General features: G+C 58.6%; 19 protein-coding genes. 16 read left to right on the forward strand and 3 right to left on the reverse strand.

Annotation, left to right across the window (positions count from 1 at the left end):
• Positions 1-55: 55 nt before the first annotated feature.
• The 3 genes from UB90_RS01450 to UB90_RS01460 all read left to right on the forward strand — a co-directional run bounded on the left by UB90_RS01450 (position 56) and on the right by UB90_RS01460 (position 3,489).
• Entirely contained in the window at positions 56-742 is a 687-nt protein-coding gene (locus UB90_RS01450) for a DNA-processing protein DprA (protein ID WP_065326650.1), read from the forward strand.
• A gap of 91 nt (positions 743-833) precedes the next feature.
• The gene (locus UB90_RS01455) at positions 834-1,352 is read left to right on the forward strand and encodes a hypothetical protein (protein WP_227512150.1); all 519 of its coding nucleotides are present in this window, start codon (positions 834-836) and stop codon (positions 1,350-1,352) included.
• 121 nt (positions 1,353-1,473) lie between these two features.
• Complete coding sequence (locus tag UB90_RS01460; protein WP_065326651.1) at positions 1,474-3,489, forward strand: AAA family ATPase; 2,016 nt, start codon at positions 1,474-1,476, stop codon at positions 3,487-3,489.
• Here UB90_RS01460 and UB90_RS01465 read toward each other — a convergent pair whose 3' ends face one another.
• Positions 3,490-4,029: a recombinase family protein gene (locus tag UB90_RS01465; protein WP_065326660.1), complete on the reverse strand. Its 540-nt coding sequence runs from the start codon at positions 4,027-4,029 to the stop codon at positions 3,490-3,492.
• A 324-nt stretch (positions 4,030-4,353) separates the two neighbouring features.
• On the opposite strand from UB90_RS01465, the gene UB90_RS01470 reads away from it, so the two are divergent.
• From UB90_RS01470 to UB90_RS01485, 4 genes are read left to right on the forward strand one after another with little or no spacing between them, the layout of a single operon-like run.
• Complete coding sequence (locus UB90_RS01470; RefSeq protein WP_065326654.1) at positions 4,354-4,608, forward strand: PepSY domain-containing protein; 255 nt, start codon at positions 4,354-4,356, stop codon at positions 4,606-4,608.
• 4 nt (positions 4,609-4,612) lie between these two features.
• A complete protein-coding gene (locus UB90_RS01475) occupies positions 4,613-5,188 on the forward strand; it encodes a cytochrome b/b6 domain-containing protein (RefSeq protein ID WP_065326655.1) in 576 nt (191 codons plus the stop codon).
• Positions 5,185-5,772, forward strand: coding sequence for a helix-turn-helix transcriptional regulator (locus tag UB90_RS01480; RefSeq protein WP_065326656.1), 588 nt, complete (start codon positions 5,185-5,187; stop codon positions 5,770-5,772). The genes UB90_RS01475 and UB90_RS01480 overlap by 4 nt, the downstream gene beginning before the upstream one ends.
• Entirely contained in the window at positions 5,769-6,473 is a 705-nt protein-coding gene (locus UB90_RS01485; RefSeq protein WP_065327194.1) for a VIT1/CCC1 transporter family protein, read from the forward strand. The genes UB90_RS01480 and UB90_RS01485 overlap by 4 nt, the downstream gene beginning before the upstream one ends.
• A 259-nt stretch (positions 6,474-6,732) precedes the next feature.
• Here the strand turns inward: UB90_RS01485 and UB90_RS01490 are convergent, their stop codons facing one another.
• Positions 6,733-7,617, reverse strand: coding sequence for an ArdC family protein (locus UB90_RS01490; protein ID WP_065331868.1), 885 nt, complete (start codon positions 7,615-7,617; stop codon positions 6,733-6,735).
• 484 nt (positions 7,618-8,101) lie between these two features.
• On the opposite strand from UB90_RS01490, the gene UB90_RS01495 reads away from it, so the two are divergent.
• Positions 8,102-8,638, forward strand: coding sequence for a hypothetical protein (locus UB90_RS01495; protein ID WP_065326644.1), 537 nt, complete (start codon positions 8,102-8,104; stop codon positions 8,636-8,638).
• A gap of 92 nt (positions 8,639-8,730) precedes the next feature.
• Positions 8,731-9,069 carry a hypothetical protein gene (locus UB90_RS01500; RefSeq protein WP_056039580.1) on the forward strand — a complete coding sequence of 113 codons (339 nt, stop codon included), beginning with the start codon at positions 8,731-8,733 and terminating at the stop codon, positions 9,067-9,069.
• On the opposite strand, the gene mobQ is transcribed toward UB90_RS01500, so the two are convergent.
• The gene (gene mobQ, locus UB90_RS01505; protein WP_235859280.1) at positions 9,059-10,321 is read right to left on the reverse strand and encodes a MobQ family relaxase; all 1,263 of its coding nucleotides are present in this window, start codon (positions 10,319-10,321) and stop codon (positions 9,059-9,061) included. The genes UB90_RS01500 and mobQ overlap by 11 nt on opposite strands.
• 662 nt (positions 10,322-10,983) lie before the next feature.
• On the opposite strand from mobQ, the gene UB90_RS01510 reads away from it, so the two are divergent.
• The 7 genes from UB90_RS01510 to UB90_RS23040 all read left to right on the forward strand — a co-directional run bounded on the left by UB90_RS01510 (position 10,984) and on the right by UB90_RS23040 (position 15,881).
• The gene (locus UB90_RS01510; RefSeq protein ID WP_065326646.1) at positions 10,984-11,262 is read left to right on the forward strand and encodes a mobilization protein; all 279 of its coding nucleotides are present in this window, start codon (positions 10,984-10,986) and stop codon (positions 11,260-11,262) included.
• A complete protein-coding gene (locus UB90_RS01515; protein ID WP_065326647.1) occupies positions 11,262-12,938 on the forward strand; it encodes a type IV secretory system conjugative DNA transfer family protein in 1,677 nt (558 codons plus the stop codon). The genes UB90_RS01510 and UB90_RS01515 overlap by 1 nt, the downstream gene beginning before the upstream one ends.
• Positions 12,939-12,955: 17 nt before the next feature.
• On the forward strand, positions 12,956-13,231 hold the full coding sequence (locus UB90_RS23030) for a hypothetical protein (protein ID WP_227512153.1): 276 nt from the start codon (positions 12,956-12,958) through the stop codon (positions 13,229-13,231).
• Positions 13,221-13,508: a hypothetical protein gene (locus UB90_RS23035; protein WP_227512152.1), complete on the forward strand. Its 288-nt coding sequence runs from the start codon at positions 13,221-13,223 to the stop codon at positions 13,506-13,508. Before UB90_RS23030 ends, UB90_RS23035 begins: the two co-directional genes overlap by 11 nt.
• Positions 13,509-13,876: 368 nt before the next feature.
• Positions 13,877-14,905 (forward strand): replication initiator protein A, encoded by a 1,029-nt coding sequence (locus tag UB90_RS01525; protein ID WP_065326648.1) that lies wholly within the window; start codon positions 13,877-13,879, stop codon positions 14,903-14,905.
• Positions 14,906-14,965: 60 nt separating this feature from the next.
• Complete coding sequence (gene parA, locus UB90_RS01530) at positions 14,966-15,634, forward strand: ParA family partition ATPase (RefSeq protein WP_065326649.1); 669 nt, start codon at positions 14,966-14,968, stop codon at positions 15,632-15,634.
• Positions 15,582-15,881, forward strand: a complete 300-nt coding sequence (locus tag UB90_RS23040) for a hypothetical protein (RefSeq protein ID WP_227512151.1) — start codon at positions 15,582-15,584, stop codon at positions 15,879-15,881. The genes parA and UB90_RS23040 overlap by 53 nt, the downstream gene beginning before the upstream one ends.
• Positions 15,882-15,931 lie beyond the last annotated feature (50 nt).

Below are 15,931 nucleotides of genomic sequence, written 5' to 3' on the forward strand. Positions count from 1 at the left end.
GTGATGTAAAACCAAAGGGGAGGGCGGTGACGCAAAAGGCATCGCTAGGACGGAAATGCACGCAGAGCTAAGAACGAGAGAAGCCCTTGGGCCACTTGGCCCAGTTGAAGAGAAGAACGCCCCGGACGTGTTGTACACGGCGGGCGATACCTCGTTGCTGACTGAAGGCTCCCGCGTGGCAATCGTTGGCTCCCGCAAGGCAACGCCGGACGGCATCAAACGCGCAAAGGCCGTGACGCGGGCGCTCGTCGAGCAAGGCATCATCGTGGTGAGCGGGTTGGCCGATGGCATCGACACGGTGGCACACCGAACCGCGATTGAAGAGGGCGGGCGCACCATTGCCGTGCTTGGCACCCCCTTGTCCAAAGCCTATCCGGCCAAGAATGCGGGACTGCTTGAAGAGATTAAGCGCAACCACCTTGCGATTTCACAGTTTCCCGAAGGCTATCCGGGCAAGGGCGAGAACTTTCCGCGCCGCAACCGGACCATGGCGCTCATCTGCGATGCGACCATTGTTATCGAGGCAAGCGAGAAGAGCGGGACACGCCACCAGGGCTGGGAAGCCATTCGGCTCGGGCGTGACCTCTACCTCCTTGAGAACGTCGCGACCGACCCGAACCTGACCTGGCCAAAGCAGCTCATCGAATATGGGGCGCAGGTTCTGCGCCGTGAGAACTTGCCGGATATCTTGCTCGACATCCCAAACTACACTGCCGGGGGCGTGCGTGCCTTCGAGCTATGAGTACGGCACGTTCGCCAATTATTCCCCGCGTGGCACTTCCGACCTTTCGAAACGATCGAGAGGAACTTGTGGTGCCATCAAAGCGGGCAGGGTGGATATCATCGCCTCGGCTGTCCCTCACTTGCGTGACGCCAAGGCCGATAATCTAAAGCCGTTCCTGGGGCCGGACGTGACCCTTGTGCCTGCACCGCGTTCTGCACCTCTGCCGGACGGTGCTTTATGGCCTGCCAAGGTCATCTGCGATGTTTTGCACGAGCACGGGTTTGGCCAGGATGTGCAAACCTACCTGACGCGAACCAAGGCCGTGCCACGCTCTTCGAATTCGCCGGCGGCTGAGAGGCCGCTTGTACCGGTTCACCTGGATAGCATCGAGGCGGACCGTCCGTTCTTCGTGCCGGACAAAATCACCATTGTGGATGACGTGCTGACGATGGGCCGAACGAGCTTCGCGTGTGCGGAACTGCTGCGAGCGGTCTGCCCGGATGCGGAAATCAGAATCTTCGCGATGATACGGACGCAAGGCCTTCAAGATGACATCGAGAAGATAGTGGACCCGGCCACTGGCATCATCGTGGGCTACCCGTCCGGCAAAACGCACCGAGACCCATAAATGTACAAATGTGGTTTTGTGCGTCAGAGGTATACAACATTTTGCGTTATTCTATGCGCACATGCGCAAATAGTGCTATGATTCTCTATGCAGCCATAACCAACACCCTGTGAGACCCCGTATGAAATTGATTAAGGCAAGAGTTCAGAATTATCGAAGCATTCGCGACACAGGGGAATTTGAAGTTGAAGACCTAAAGACAATCATGGTCGGCCCGAACGAGGCGGGAAAGTCTGCCATTCTTCAAGCGTTACAACAAACCAACCGACCTGAAGGGGTGAGCGGCTTTGATAGCCTCAGGGATTATCCACGCAAGCTGCTTAACAAGATCGATCAAGGGGAAGTTGACCCAAAGAATGTACCGGTTGCCACCGTTTGGTTTTCGGTAGAAGACGATTTGCCAGACCTCCCACCTTCCGTTCAAATAGAAGGACTTCAATATACCCGAACCCGCTACCTTGGGAACCGGGCGACCCACGAACTAATAGGATTGCCGCCCCAGAAGAAGTATTCCGACATCGAGAATGACCTTCTCCGGCTTGCGAAACATCTCGATAGCCAGACACCCTCAGAAGAGGGAGCAACACTACCATCAAAAAAACTGGATGCGATTATTTCTGGATGGCAGCAATTTTACTTCATCACCGAAGAACGAGCAGCCGCACTTCAACCGTGGCTGCAAGAGGCAATCGTAATTGTTGACGAGGACGACACCAAAGAAAATGAGCGCCTTGGAAGGCTTCGAGCGATGGTTCAAGAGCCAATGGACCGGTCACAGGCGCTAAAAATTCTTGACTCCAGAACACCGAAATTTGTCCTCTTTAGCAACTATTTCAGGGTCAGGCCCATCATTCATCTTGCCAAGCTGGCGCAACGAGTTGCGTCGGGCGTACTGGAAGACGACAGCTACGACTATGGGAACATGTGCTTGCTAAAGCTCCTTGGATTGAATGCCGATGAGCTCTCCAAGCTTGGAAAAGCAGGTGTTAGCCCGAATGGTCAGATAGTCGAACTCGATACATTTCGAGACGAACTCGACAAGCGGGACTATCGCCTAAACTCTGCCAGCATCATGCTTACTGACAGCATTCGGGAAGTCTGGAACCCGAATCCAAATCGGGCGGAGGCCGATAGGCTTCGGATTAAAGCCGATGGACAGTATCTCAAAGTCGTTGTGGAGGATGAGTTAGGTGTCGAAGTAGAACTCGATCAGCGCTCTGAGGGATTTCAATGGCTTGTATCTTTTTTCGTGGTTTTCTTTGCCGAAGCGCAAGACAAGCATGACAATGCAATTTTATTGCTTGATGAGCCAGGATTGCATCTTCATGGCCTCAAGCAAAGAGACTTCCGGGAGACGGTTTCTAAGCTTGCAGAAAAGAACCAAACTCTTTTCACCACGCACTCTCCGTTTCTGGTTGGGCCTGATGAACTTGACTTGGTTCGAGTCGTGGAGATGACAGACCGCAACGAAGGAACGAAAGTCCATACTTCAGTAACCGCCAACGATCCGGCTGCGCTCCTCCCACTTCAAGAAGCACTTGGGTACGATCTAGCCCAAAGCCTATTTACTCAAAAACAGAACCTCATCTTAGAAGGCTTGACAGACTACTGGTATGTCGAGGCGGTGTCAGAACTTTTGCGAGAAGCGAACGATGCCAACTTAAATCAAAAAATTGCGATGGTCCCTGCTAATACTGCGGGGAAAGTGGTTTATTTTGCCACGATTCTTCATGCACAAGGCCTTAAGGTTGCCGCTCTCCTGGATTCTGACAACGCAGGAAATCAAGCCGCTGAACAAGACACACTTGTTCATACCCTTGGAAACAAGGCTATCCTAAGAACGAAAGATTTTCTAACTGACGATATCAAGGCAGCGGAAGTCGAAGACCTGTTGCGGGACACTCTGGCAAGTGTTGCAAAAACAGAGCTCGGTTGGGACATTGCCGCCACCGCAGAGGCGCAAAAACAAAGACCAATCGTCAGCATTTTTGAAAGTGAAATCAAAGACTTTTCGAAGTACCGCCTCGCGAAGGCGTTTGTGAAATGGTCACGCGACCATGTGGCATCAGACCTGAGCAACCGAGAGCGGGAACAATGGAAACAACTTATCAGCTCGGTGAACACTGCTTTGAAGTAATCAAGCCCGCCTGACTGTTTTTGTGCTGACCTTGAACAAGCGGGCAATCTCGGCCAGGGGCCGGTGTTCAACGTCCCGCATCCGGCGCACCTCGTCGCGCTGCGCTGCCGATAGGGCAGGGGGACGGCCTCCGACCCGGCCACGCTTGCGAGCGGCCTCTAGGCCTTCCCTGGTGCGCTCCGATATCCGCTCGCGTTCGAACTGGGCGATGGATGCGAACACGTGGAACACGAGGCGACCTGCCGGGGTCGTCGTGTCGATGTCCTCGGCCAAGGACCGGAACCCTGCGCCGCGTTCCGCGATGACTTCCACGATGTCGAGAAGGTCTCGCAGCGACCGCGCAAGCCGGTCGTACTTCGTGACCACCACCACGTCGCCTTCGCGTAGATGATCGAGCATCTGGTCGAGCTGGGGCCGCGACCTGGCCGAACCGGTACTCTTATCCGCGAACACGCGCTCGGCTCCGGCCTCCGTCAAGGCGTCGGTTTGAGCTTCGAGCTTCTGGTCGTCTGTGCTGACGCGGGCATATCCGATAATCATGTCGATGATGGTGCCATAAACGTCCCAAAACCCCAAAGGTTTTGGCTGGGGTTTTTGTCCTTATCAACAGCTTGATTTGCCGAGGGGCAGGGCAGATGGCCAAAAACGACCGTTTTTGACGTGCCGGTTCCTCGGGACACTCGACCAAGAGGCCAGCAGCATCCTCGGCACAAACCCGCTCTAAGCACGCGCTTAACTGAGGGTTCATAAGCCTTGCGACAATGGCGCTTTCTTCGCGTGAGCCTCAAATGCCGACCAGCGACAGCAGTGGGCTGCCGCCCTCTTGCACCACGAATTCGGTGCCCAACCGGAAGGAACAGACACATGCGTAAACTCGCTCTGATCGCCATGATGGCGCTCGCCACCCCCGCGCTTGCGGAAGATGTCACGATGGACAGCATCCTCGGCACAACGATGGAAGAGGTCCAAGCCTCGCTGACCGCCATGGGCTATGAGGTCCGCAAGGCGGAAATGGAAGACGGCAAGATTGAGGTCTATTTCGTGCGCGACGGCCAGATGGGTGAAGTCTATGTGAACCCGCAGACCGGCGCGGTCACCAAGCTCGAACTCAAGGGCTGACGCGATGGCCGCCGTCGCACAGCAAACCAGCGGGCGCGTAAGCGCCCGTGAGGTTGCGGTCTGGGATCCACTGGTGCGGCTGATCCACTGGTCACTCGCTCTGACAATCCTCCTCAATGGGACGTTTATCGAGGAAGAAAGCAAGACGCACGAATGGATCGGCTACATCGCTCTGGGCCTGGTCGGCTTGCGTCTTGTCTGGGCTCTGATCGGGCCCAAACACGCACGTTTCTCGGCGTTCCCGCCCAGTCCTGCCCGCGCCGTTAACCACCTGCGCGCCATGCTCTCTGGAGACAAGACCATCCACCTGTCGCACAACCCGCTCGGAGCGCTGATGGTCTATAATATCTGGGCCAGCGTGATCGCCATCGGCATCACCGGCTACATGATGACGACGATTACGTTCTTTGGCGTCGATTGGGTCGAGGAAGCCCACGAGGTCATCTTCGGCTGGTTGTTGTTTTCCGTTGCGCTACATGTTGCCGGGGTAGCGTTCGATACATGGCGATCTGGTGTCAATCTGGTGCGCGCCATGATAAACGGAAGAAAAACAATTCCCTACGGACGAGAGGTTGAATGAAGCTCCGGATTTGGCCTGCTAAGACAAAGGAAAAGCGCGCAACGGTTCTTGCGGGCCTTATCCTCTTACAGGCCATCTGCGCGCTGTTCTTCATCGGAGACGTGATTGAGGATTTTCGCGAGGACGGGCATCTCGATAATCCCCACCTGCTGCTTGAGTCCGTTGCCGCCATAGCACTTGTTGGCGGTGTCATTTTCCTGATGATCGAGTTGCGTGGCTTGCTCTCGCGCGTGTCCGACATGCAAATCGGCCTTGATATTGCTCAGGGCCATCTGGCGGACATCATTGAAACGTTCTTTGACGAGTGGGGGCTGACATCGGCGGAACGCGATGTCGCCATCATGATCCTGAAGGGTCTGGACAATGACAGCATCGCACAGGTGCGCAAAACCGCAGCGGGCACGGTCAGGGCGCAGGCCACAAGCATCTACTCTAAGTCCGGGACGGACGGGCGCGCGCAGTTCATCAGCCTGCTCATTGAAGAGTTTCTGGCTGACAATCAACACCTTGGCTCTGCGGAGGCAGCGCTCAACGCCAAGACCACCAATGCCGCGTCACCAGACGCATCCGGAGAAACAACATGACAGACATCAGCGCCCATTCGGACGACCCCCACTACATCACGCGAAGCAACTGGCTGCGCGCCGCTGTCCTTGGGGCGAACGACGGGATTGTCTCAGTGTCCTCTCTTGTCGTCGGCGTTGCCGCGGCTGATCCAAGCCCCCGCGCTGTACTGATTGCCGGTGCAGCAGGATTGGCTGCCGGGGCGATGTCGATGGCCGCTGGGGAATATGTCTCCGTGTCGTCCCAATCCGATACGGAGCGGGCTGATATCGAACGCGAGAGGGCGGCGCTGCGGGAAACGCCAGAGGCTGAATTCGAGGAACTCAAAGCAATTTATCTGGAACGCGGATTGAGCGACGAAACAGCAGAGGTTGTCGCACGCGAACTGACGGAGAAAGACGCGCTCGCCGCCCATGTCCGCGACGAACTTGGGCTCTCTGACATACATGCAGCAAACCCCCTTCAGGCGGCATTGGCCTCTGGTCTGACATTTTCGGTTGCGGCTGCTGTTCCCGTCGCCGCCGCATGGCTGGCCCCGGCATCGGCGATCATACCGACCGTGCTTTTCGTGACGGTTCTGGCCCTAGTGGCACTTGGAGCGCTTGGCGCTAAAGCGGGCGCGGCACCTGTGCTGCCCGCCGTTCTGCGCGTTGTTGGATGGGGCGTGTTTGCAATGGCCGTCACCGCCGGGGTGGGTTGGCTATTCGGGGTCAGCGTATAATTTCATTTCACTGACCGGCGTCAGACATCCACCCCTGATAGTTACCTTTAACCACCTCAAACGAACACTTCTGGTGCGTGCGACAGTTTCGGGCTCCGGGCATCAACGCCCGTCCGCGCGAAGCGCCAGGCCTGTCGACGGGTGGCCTTCAGGCTGCCCGCCGACAGGTCACCCTGAAACCGCCACCACCTCGATCACGCCACAACGCAAAAGGCCCCGCCTGTTGACGGGGCCTCGATCATTGCGGTGATACGGGCTGCTACTCAGCGGCCATCCGGTCGGCCTGCGCGGTGCGGTCCATGATGTAATCCACGGCCTTCTGCGCCTCGGACGCGGCGCGGAAAATCGCGCGGCTGTCTTCCTTCATCGCTTCCAGCCATCCTTCGACGTAGGCGGCGCTCTGATCGAATTCAGGCTCCACCCCGATCTGCGCGCAAAGCATGCAGTTGCCAATCTCCGCGACCAGTTCCTCGAACGCATAAGCCTTGCGGTCATTGAACCGGCCCAAACGGTCCAGCCGCTTCGTCGCCCCTGTCCAGTGGGTCAGCTCATGGGCCAAGGTGCCGTAGTAGCCTGCGGCCCGGTGGAACGTGCCAATCGGCGGCATGTGAATCCGGTCGGTCTTGATGTTGTAATAGGCGCGCGGCTCCTCGGTCACGTCGATCTGCGCGCCGGTCGCGGCAAAGAAGGCCTCCAACGCGGGGTCGGCTACGGTGCCAAGATCACGGGGCGGGTCGGGCAGGATGTAGAATTCAGCGGGCAAGCCCTCGATCTGGTCGGCATTGAACACGCGGTAGGCCTTGGCATAGGGAATCTGGCGCTCCTCGCCGTTCTCGTCCTCGCGCTCAACGGTGCCGTATTTCACCACGGTTGCAGATTTCTCGCCCTTGCGGACATGGCCCCCAAGCTGCTTGGCCTGATTGAACGTCATCCAGCGGGCTGAGCTGTAATCCTTGGCCATCGCTGTCGCCCAAAGCATCAGGATGTTGATGCCCCGATAAGACTCGCCATTGAACCTTTCCGGCAAGCTGACCGACGCCCCGCCGCCGGTCCACGGCTTACGCCAGGGCGGCGTCCCCGCCTCGATCTGCGCGATGATCTGATTGGTGACATGGGAATAAACGTCAAACTTCTCTGCGGTCATTTGTGACCCTCCTTCGCGTGACGCGGGCCGGGTCTCTTCCCCTTTCCGCCGATGGGCGGGCCTTCCTGTTCTGATCTTTGGAATGCCCATGCATTCCGAAGGACAGAGCAGGTAAGGGCAAAGCCCGTCCTGCGGCCTGGCGGGGCCGTGACAACCGGGTGGAGGGCGTGAATTTGGGAGGGAACCGCGCGTCTGCGCGTGGGAGGAACCGGAATTCTCGACCAGAACCGACGCCAACGGCGGCGCTTGCCGGTTTTCTCGGACCTGCCGGGATGGCAGGCGGATCAACAGGATATGGAAGCTGTCAGGGTTGGGGTGAGCGGACGCTAGTCCGTCGATCCCCTGCCCTGGCTACCACTCAAAGCGAGACCGGCACCTAGCCGGGATCACTGAACTCTATCAGCTTTACAGGCGTGAACCGAAGTGAAGGGCAGCCATAATCTTTTCAAAGTCTTAGGGTATTGTTCTGGGATAGGAGTTTCAAATGACAGCCGACGTACTAGGGCCAGACAACGCATTTTGGATTGACGGCGAATGGCTTGGTTGGGATAGCATTATCGACCCAGAAGAAACCAAATACAGCCGCCTCGCTGAGCTTGAGCGCGAGGCTGAACTACGCCTTAAGTACCCGAACGCTGATCCAACTTTGGTTCCGTACTTTCAGGACCTGCTGACGCTAGCAGAGGCATATTTCTGCGATACTGGACAGCACCTCAACGTCTACGGCGACATTGGTGAGCTTTTCGGTGCGATCATGTACGGAATCAAACTTCACAAGAACCATGCCCAAGGCTCCGATGGTAGATTGGGAAACGACTTCGTTGAAATCAAAACAATCTCGCCGATCAACAGCAAAGAAAAGACCAATGTGCGTCTCGATAGGCATTTCAGTAAATTGCTCGTCGTGAGAATTGACGATGACTTTGAAGTTTCGGGACGCCTCGTAAAGCGGGCCAACTTGCCAAAAAGAGCGGGCAACAGTCTCCGGCTATCATGGGCAAACATGCCCGAAGCCAACTGATCTGAAAACACACGCCTCTCCAATAATATACTATTGAACGCATTGTTGAATTCCGCCACACTGAGACAGTCTCTCCTTTCTCAGTTTATGCGATGAACCAAACGACTGAACTCGAACTCAACGTGACCACCGAACAAGGCCTTCGGGCGCTTGCCGAGGAGGGACATACGGTCGAAGTGCTGTGTAAAGCCGATCCTGAACGCAAAGGACCAAGCTGGTACGGTCTATGGATCATGCGGACGGTCGGAAACGATGGGCAGGAGAAAATTCTTGTCACTGCCAGGACGCGCGTGACGCAGAATGCGATAAGAGTGCGCGAGTTCAAGACTGCAACTGGAGTTATTTCGTTCCTCGTCGGCATAGGGTTCGCACAGGCGAGCATTCCTATGAAGAACGGGGAAACGACCTCTCATCGCCTCGTCAGTGACTGAGACCTGGATCACGGTCGATGTCACGATCCTTCTCAACCTCCTGCTCCTTCTCCTGATCGCGCTCGTCCTCGATCTCCAGCTTTTCGCGCGGCTTGTTCAGCACGTCCTTCAGACGCTCGTTGACGGATGGCTTGCGCGCCTCGCACCCTGTGCCCTCGCCCATGTCATACTCGCTGTGACCATCAAGCTTGTGAACCGCCGACTGGCCATCGCGCCCGGCGTCTTTCTCCATGATCTCCTTGAGTCGCTCCCGCGCATAATTGCTGCCTTCAGGCTTGGGCGTGTCGTCCTGGTCCCGTGACCTGTCCACGACACGCGCCAGACGCTCCCGGAAGTCATCCGGGGTGCGGTTGCGATCTTTCGCGGTTGCGGCCCTGAGTGCAGCCAGACCAGCAGAGACACGTCCCTGCCCGGCCTCACGCTCGATGCCGTAGGTCTCGCGCGCCAGTTCTAGCCGCGCGCGCATTTCACGGAACGCGGCGCGGGCCTGCCGGGCAGCATGAACCACGGCCCCGCGCTCGGTGACGGGGACGTATTCCCGGCCCTGACGCTCGGCTATCGCTTTCGCCCGACGCTCCATGGAGTTCGCTGCCGGTCCCAGCTTCAGCTCCGGATCGCGGTCCAGCTCCTCGGCGGAGAGTTCATCGCCCCGCTCAAGCGCGGCTTCCCGCTGCGCTTCGAGCGACCGATGATCGACGCGCTCCACCTCCCCTGCCCGCTCCAGCGCGCGGTTCTGCAACTCAGCCCAGAGGCCGCGCATCTGCTCGATCTCGACACCACCGGTCTTGGCGGAATCGAGAACGCGCGTCTTGGCTGTGAAGCCATCCGCTTCCAGCTTGCGGGTGGAGGTCAGGACATGGGCGTGATGGTTGCGCTGATCGCCTTCCCGGTGCGGCGCGTGGATCGCAACATCGACGGCCACGCCGTAGCGGTTGACCAGTTCCTGGGCGAAGTCGCGGGTGATCTGCGAGCGGGTCTCGGCGCTGATCTCGGACGGCAAGGCCAGTTCCCACTCGCGGGCGGTGACGGAGTTGCGGCGGGTTTCGCTGGCCTCGGCTTCGTTCCAGAGGCGGGACCGGTCCGAGGCCCAGTCCGGCGCGTCCTTCGGGGTCAGGATGAAGGTCTCCTCGATGCCCTGCTTGCGGGTGTAATCGTGGACGCGGCCTTCACGCTGGCACTCGATACGCTCTCCGACACGGTAGGCGGCTGCCGCCGTGGCAGAGCGCCCGGCGCTGCGTTTTATCGTCTTCACGGAGAGGTGGTAGCTGGCCATACGCCCTCCCCCCGCCTGTGATGCAAACGCGCCCACGCGCCGGAGCTGATCCGTGCCGGTGCCCTGACATTGGCAATCCGATCAGCCGCCTTTTCTCCGCAAAAGTGCGCCTGGAACCGGCGCGGTCTGAGGAGAAAAGACAGCCCGCTTGAGGCGAGCCAACGGCTCTCCGACGCGCGGGCTTGCCAGTGATCTGTCCCCAGATCCCCAGCCTCATGGGGGGCGGGATATGGGAACAGATCATTGGCGGTTTGCCGGGGGCAAACCCGGTTCGTGTCGGCACCGTCAGGTCCAACGACACGAACCCCCCGTAAGGGAGGCGCCAGCGGCAGACCGGCCCCCACTGTGGGGCATCGGTCGAGACGCTGGCGCGACCTTGCGGGACGCGATCCAACTGCCAAAGTTGGCCCCGGAGAGTTTGAGAGGCCGGGACGGCCTTTCATTCCGGCGCGCATCGCGTCGGACGGAGTTCGCCATCGGCTGAGGCCCTGCCTCAAGGAGATCGCACGCAAATCTCGAAACCGCAGGTGGAGAGTTTGCATAAGTGCGCCCTTGTCCTTTACAGGCCTACGGGTAAGCGCTATCGCTGGTTGTGGCAAGCCTAACCTTTACACCTGCCCTCTTTGAAGTGGATTCCCGAATTGGCCGAGACTGAGCTTGAACGCGCCGAGAAACGCTACGCGCAGGCCAAGGCCCGCCTTCAGGCTTTGAAGAACCGGGAAGCCACCAGACAGCGCAAGCTGGATACACGGCGCAAGGTGATCCTGGGCGGGGCGCTCATGGACCTGGCGGAACGGGATTCCAATGCCGCCGCCATGCTCGACCGGCTGATCCATAACCTCTCCCGTGAACAGGACCGCAAGGCCTTTGCGGAGTGGGATGCCCCCTCCCCTACTCCTACCGATGACGGCGCGTCCTGATGCGGAGCGTGATGCTCGTCTTCGGGGGTCTGTTCCGCTTCTTCGGTCGGTTGATCTTCACGCCCATCATGCTCGGATGGTTGATCGGAGCGATGGCCTTCGGAGCGATGCTCGGAACGCTTTTGGCCACGCCGTTCATCTTCGCCTTCTTCGACCAGACGCCCGGCGAAAGCGCCTGGCAATGGCTGGTCTTCGGTCCATTCATGTTCGTGGGTGCTGTCTTCGGGTTCCAGTACTGGCGCATGGCCTCCGGGGCCGATGCGTATTTCGGGCTGACCGGCGACAGCCACGGTTCAGCCCGGTTTGCGAACCGCAAGGAACTGATGAAGCTAGAGCGGAGCAAAGGGCACGAAGATGCCGGTCTTCTGATCGGGCGCAATCCGCACACGGGACGGCTGCTGCACTATGACGGCCCGGCACATCTGATCACCCTCGCCCCGACCCGCGCCGGGAAAGGCGTTGGCACTGTGATCCCGAACCTGCTGGCGGCGGAACGCTCGGTCCTGGTCATTGACCCCAAGGGCGAGAACGCCCGGATCGCTGGCGAGGCCCGGCGGCGCTTCGGGACAGTTCATGTCCTCGATCCGTTTGAGGTCAGCGGTCATCCTTCTGCCGCCTATAACCCGCTCGACCGGCTGACGCCTGACAGCCTCGATCTGGGCGAGGATGCTGCCTCCCTGACAGAGGCGCTGGTGATGGACCCGCCGGGTCAGGTGACGGAAGCGCACTGGAACGAGGAGGCCAAGGCCATCCTCGGCGGGCTGATCATGTTCTGTGTCTGCCACGAGGACCGCGACCGCCGGTCGCTCGCCACCGTCCGGGAGTATCTCACCCTGCCCCCGGAAAAACTCCGGGCGCTGCTGGAACTGATGCAGGATAGCGAGGAGGCAGGCGGGTTGATCGCCCGTGCCGCCAACCGCTTCCTTGGCAAGGCGGACCGGGAAGCCGCCTCGGTCCTGTCGAACGCGCAACGCCATACGCACTTCCTCGACTCGCCCCGGATCGCGAAGTGCCTGGCGCGCTCGGATTTCGCCTTCTCCGATCTGCGCCACCGGATCACCTCCGTCTTCCTGGTGCTGCCACCCAACAGAATGGACGCCTACAGCCGCTGGCTGCGCCTTCTGGTCTCTCAGGCCCTCCAGGACATTGCACGGGACGCTGAGGCCCTGACGGCCACCACAGACGCTCAGAACGCCTCTCAGCGGCTCAACAGCCCTACCCTCTTCCTCCTCGATGAATTCGCCGCTCTGGGCCGTCTGGAAGCCGTAGAACGCGCCATGGGGCTGATGGCAGGCTACGGGCTTCAGCTCTGGCCGATCCTGCAGGACATGAGCCAGCTCAAAGACCTTTATGGCGACCGCGCCGGTACCTTCATCGCCAATGCCGGGGTGCAACAGGTCTTCGGTGTTAATGACTTCGAGACAGCCAAGTGGCTGAGTCAGATGATCGGCCAGGAAACCGCCGGGTTCCAGACTGACAGCTTCAAGCCCGGCGATGGCCCCAGCTTCTCGAACAACCTCACGGGCCGCGACCTGCTGACCCCTGATGAAATCATGCAGCTTCCCCCGGATCGTCAGCTCCTGCGCGTCCAGGGGCAAGCCACCGCTATTGCACAAAAGCTGCGTTACTACGCCGATCCCGAATTTGCCGGGCTGTTCACGCCTGAAGCCCGATAACCTGAAAGCAACCCGCCATGTCTGACATGCCCGCCTCCCCTGCCCCGCTCTCGGACGATGATTTGCGCGAAACGCTCGATCTTCTCGCCACGGCTGTCGCCAACATCTCGGATCGGGTGGATGATCAGACACGGGTGCTCGACCGGGTGAACAAGACGGCGACGGAAGCCCGCTCTGCCCGCCTTCGCGGCTCAGAAGCAAACCGACCCGGAACACTACGGCGAGATTGTTGGCGCGACCATCGATGGCAGGATCGGCGATACCCTCACCCGGGTTGGCCAGATGGCCGGTGATCTGCTGCGGGCGTCCAACCACACCCAAGAGGTTCTCAGGAAAGCTGAGGATGCCAGGTCGGACATCATGCGCCAGTTTTGGGCACGGGAACAGAAGCTGGATCGCTTCAAAACCCGCCTTCCATGGCTCGGTCTGGGTGCTGTCGTTCTGGCTCTTGTCCTGACGGTGACGCTTCCTCGCTTCTTAGCCAGCAACGCTTCCATGTGTGCTGCCCTTGGGGCTTCCTGGACCACGATAACCACGGGCGTCGATGCCTGCGTGTTCTACCAACGGTGACATGCTGATGGTTTGAGTTTTGGAAGCTATGGGGTAGTGAAATATCTCATTGTGGTAATGTGGGTTTGTGGCGCGCGAATAGTAGCCCAAGGAGAGTTAAATAGAGTTATAATAGAGTTACACGGTGAGTTTTGATGTGTAAGTGACTGGTATTAATACCATATTCAGATGGATCGGTGTGTGAAATGACGAATCTCGGTGTGTAGAATGACGAATCCTGGTGTGTGAAATGACGAATCCGCGCCGAAGTTATCTACAGGCATCTCGGTGTGTGAAATGACGAGTCTTGACGTGTGGTGTGTGAAATGACGATAGTAACCTATGGTGTGTGAAATGACGAATCCTGAATTTGCTGGCCGGTGTGTGAAATGACGAATTCACGCTCCCCTCTGCTGCCTGACCGTCATCCGCAAAAAGACCTGTTCGTGTGTGACATCGTGGATGCCGTCCCCAAGGGCGACATGGCCTCGATGGAACACCCGGTTTTCACCCTCTCGACAAAGCCGGACATGAAGCCCCGGCGGTATCAGAATGGCGAGAACTTCATTGAAGTGTCGCCGTCACGGTACGGGCTGGCCACGGTGCATGACCGCGATGTACTGATTTACTGCATCAGCCAGTGTATGGCCGCGCTCAATGAGGGGCGAACGGTTAGCCGGACGCTGCGGTTCAAGGCGCATGACCTACTCGTGGCAACGAACCGGCAGGCGTCTGGTCAAGGCTACAAGCTGCTCAAGGACGCGCTCCGGCGTCTGCAAGGCACGCAGATAGAGACGAACATCCGCCAGGGCGGCAAGGAGTATTTCAGAGTCTTCGGCCTCATCGAGTCTGCGGAAATCGTGCGTGAAACGCGCGACGGGCGGATGCAGGATGTAGAGATTACCCTGTCCGATTGGGTTTTCGACGCCATAGAAAACAACCATGTTCTGACGCTGAACAAGGAATATTTCTTCCTGCGTAAGCCTCTCGAACGGCGGCTCTACGAGCTGGCGCGAAAGCATTGCGGCTCACAGCCAAAATGGAAATGCGGCATCGAGCTCTTGCGCGACAAGTGTGGGTCGAGTTCGACCACGAAAGAATTCCGCCGCCTGCTCGGCAAGATTATCGAGGACGATGCGGGGCACGACCACATGCCCGATTACGTGATGGGCATCGAGGGGGACAATGTCGTCTTCCGTCCCAAGGCGGCTGAGGCGGTCGTCGCCCTGCCTTTCCAGGCATTGCGGTTCAAAAAGCTCGACACGCACGATGAGGCACGGCGTCTTGCGCCTGGCTGGGATGTCTATGTGCTCGAAAGCGAGTGGCGGTCGTGGGTCCACGACAAGGCCATCGACGTGAAGGACGCGGACAAGCATTTCTTGGCGTTCTGCAAAAAACGTGGCGCGTACAAACACTAAAAGCGCACAAATGTGGGTTTGTGCCTTTACGCATTCCCACGAATGTGGTGAGGTTGATTCATGATAATATCTTTCCTGAACCAAAAAGGCGGCGTCGGCAAAACCACCCTCTCGGTGAACGTGGCGGGCTGCCTGGCACGCCAAGGGCATCGGGTGCTGCTGATAGATGCGGATAAGCAAGGCTCGGCCACCACTTGGGCGAGCTTGCGCGAAGATGCGCCCTTCCAGGTCGTGAGCATGGCGCGCGCGAACATGGCACGGGACGCGCTCAAGCTGGCGCAAGATTACGACCACACAATCATCGACGGGCCACCTCATGCCGAAGAGATAGCCCGGTCCTGTATTGTGGCCTCGGACTTCGTGGCGCTCCCGATTGAGCCCTCGGGGCTTTCGACCTGGGCATCCGACTTGACCGTGCGCCAAGTGAAGGAGGCGCAAGAATTCAAGCCGACCCTCAAATGTGGGTTTGTGGTTTCCCGCAAAATAGGGAAAACCGTGATTGGCCGGGATATCCGCAACATGGCCGCAGAGGCTGGCTTGCCGATTTTGGAAAGCGAAATCGAGCAGCGGGTCGCCTTCGCGGAAGGCATGACCATGGGGCAAACGATTTTCGAATGGGCCGACGATAGCAACGCCGCCCGTGAGATTGAACACCTAACGAAAGAGATTGAGCGGTATGTCGAAGAAGACGTTTTCAGCGGCTCCGAAGCCAAAGCAGCCCACGGATGACCAAATCCTCGCATTCGAGCGAGGCGGGGCAGGGCATGACACGACACGGGCATCGAAGCCGGTGGCGAAAGCTGCGGCAACGGATGAACCGACAAAGCGCCTGAGCCTCGATCTACCGGCAAGCCTGCACACGCGGTTCAAGACCGCTTGTAGTGCGACCGACCGGAAGATGGTCGGTGAGCTGCAAGCCTATATCGAGGCGCGAACGAAGGAACTAGAAGACGAGGCGGGAATAACCCGCAAATGAACAAAAACACAAATGTGGGTTTGTGTGAAATTTTGCACGAACTCGAATTT

The organism is Tritonibacter mobilis (assembly GCF_001681715.1).
Taxonomy (GTDB): Bacteria; Pseudomonadota; Alphaproteobacteria; order Rhodobacterales; family Rhodobacteraceae; genus Epibacterium; species Epibacterium mobile.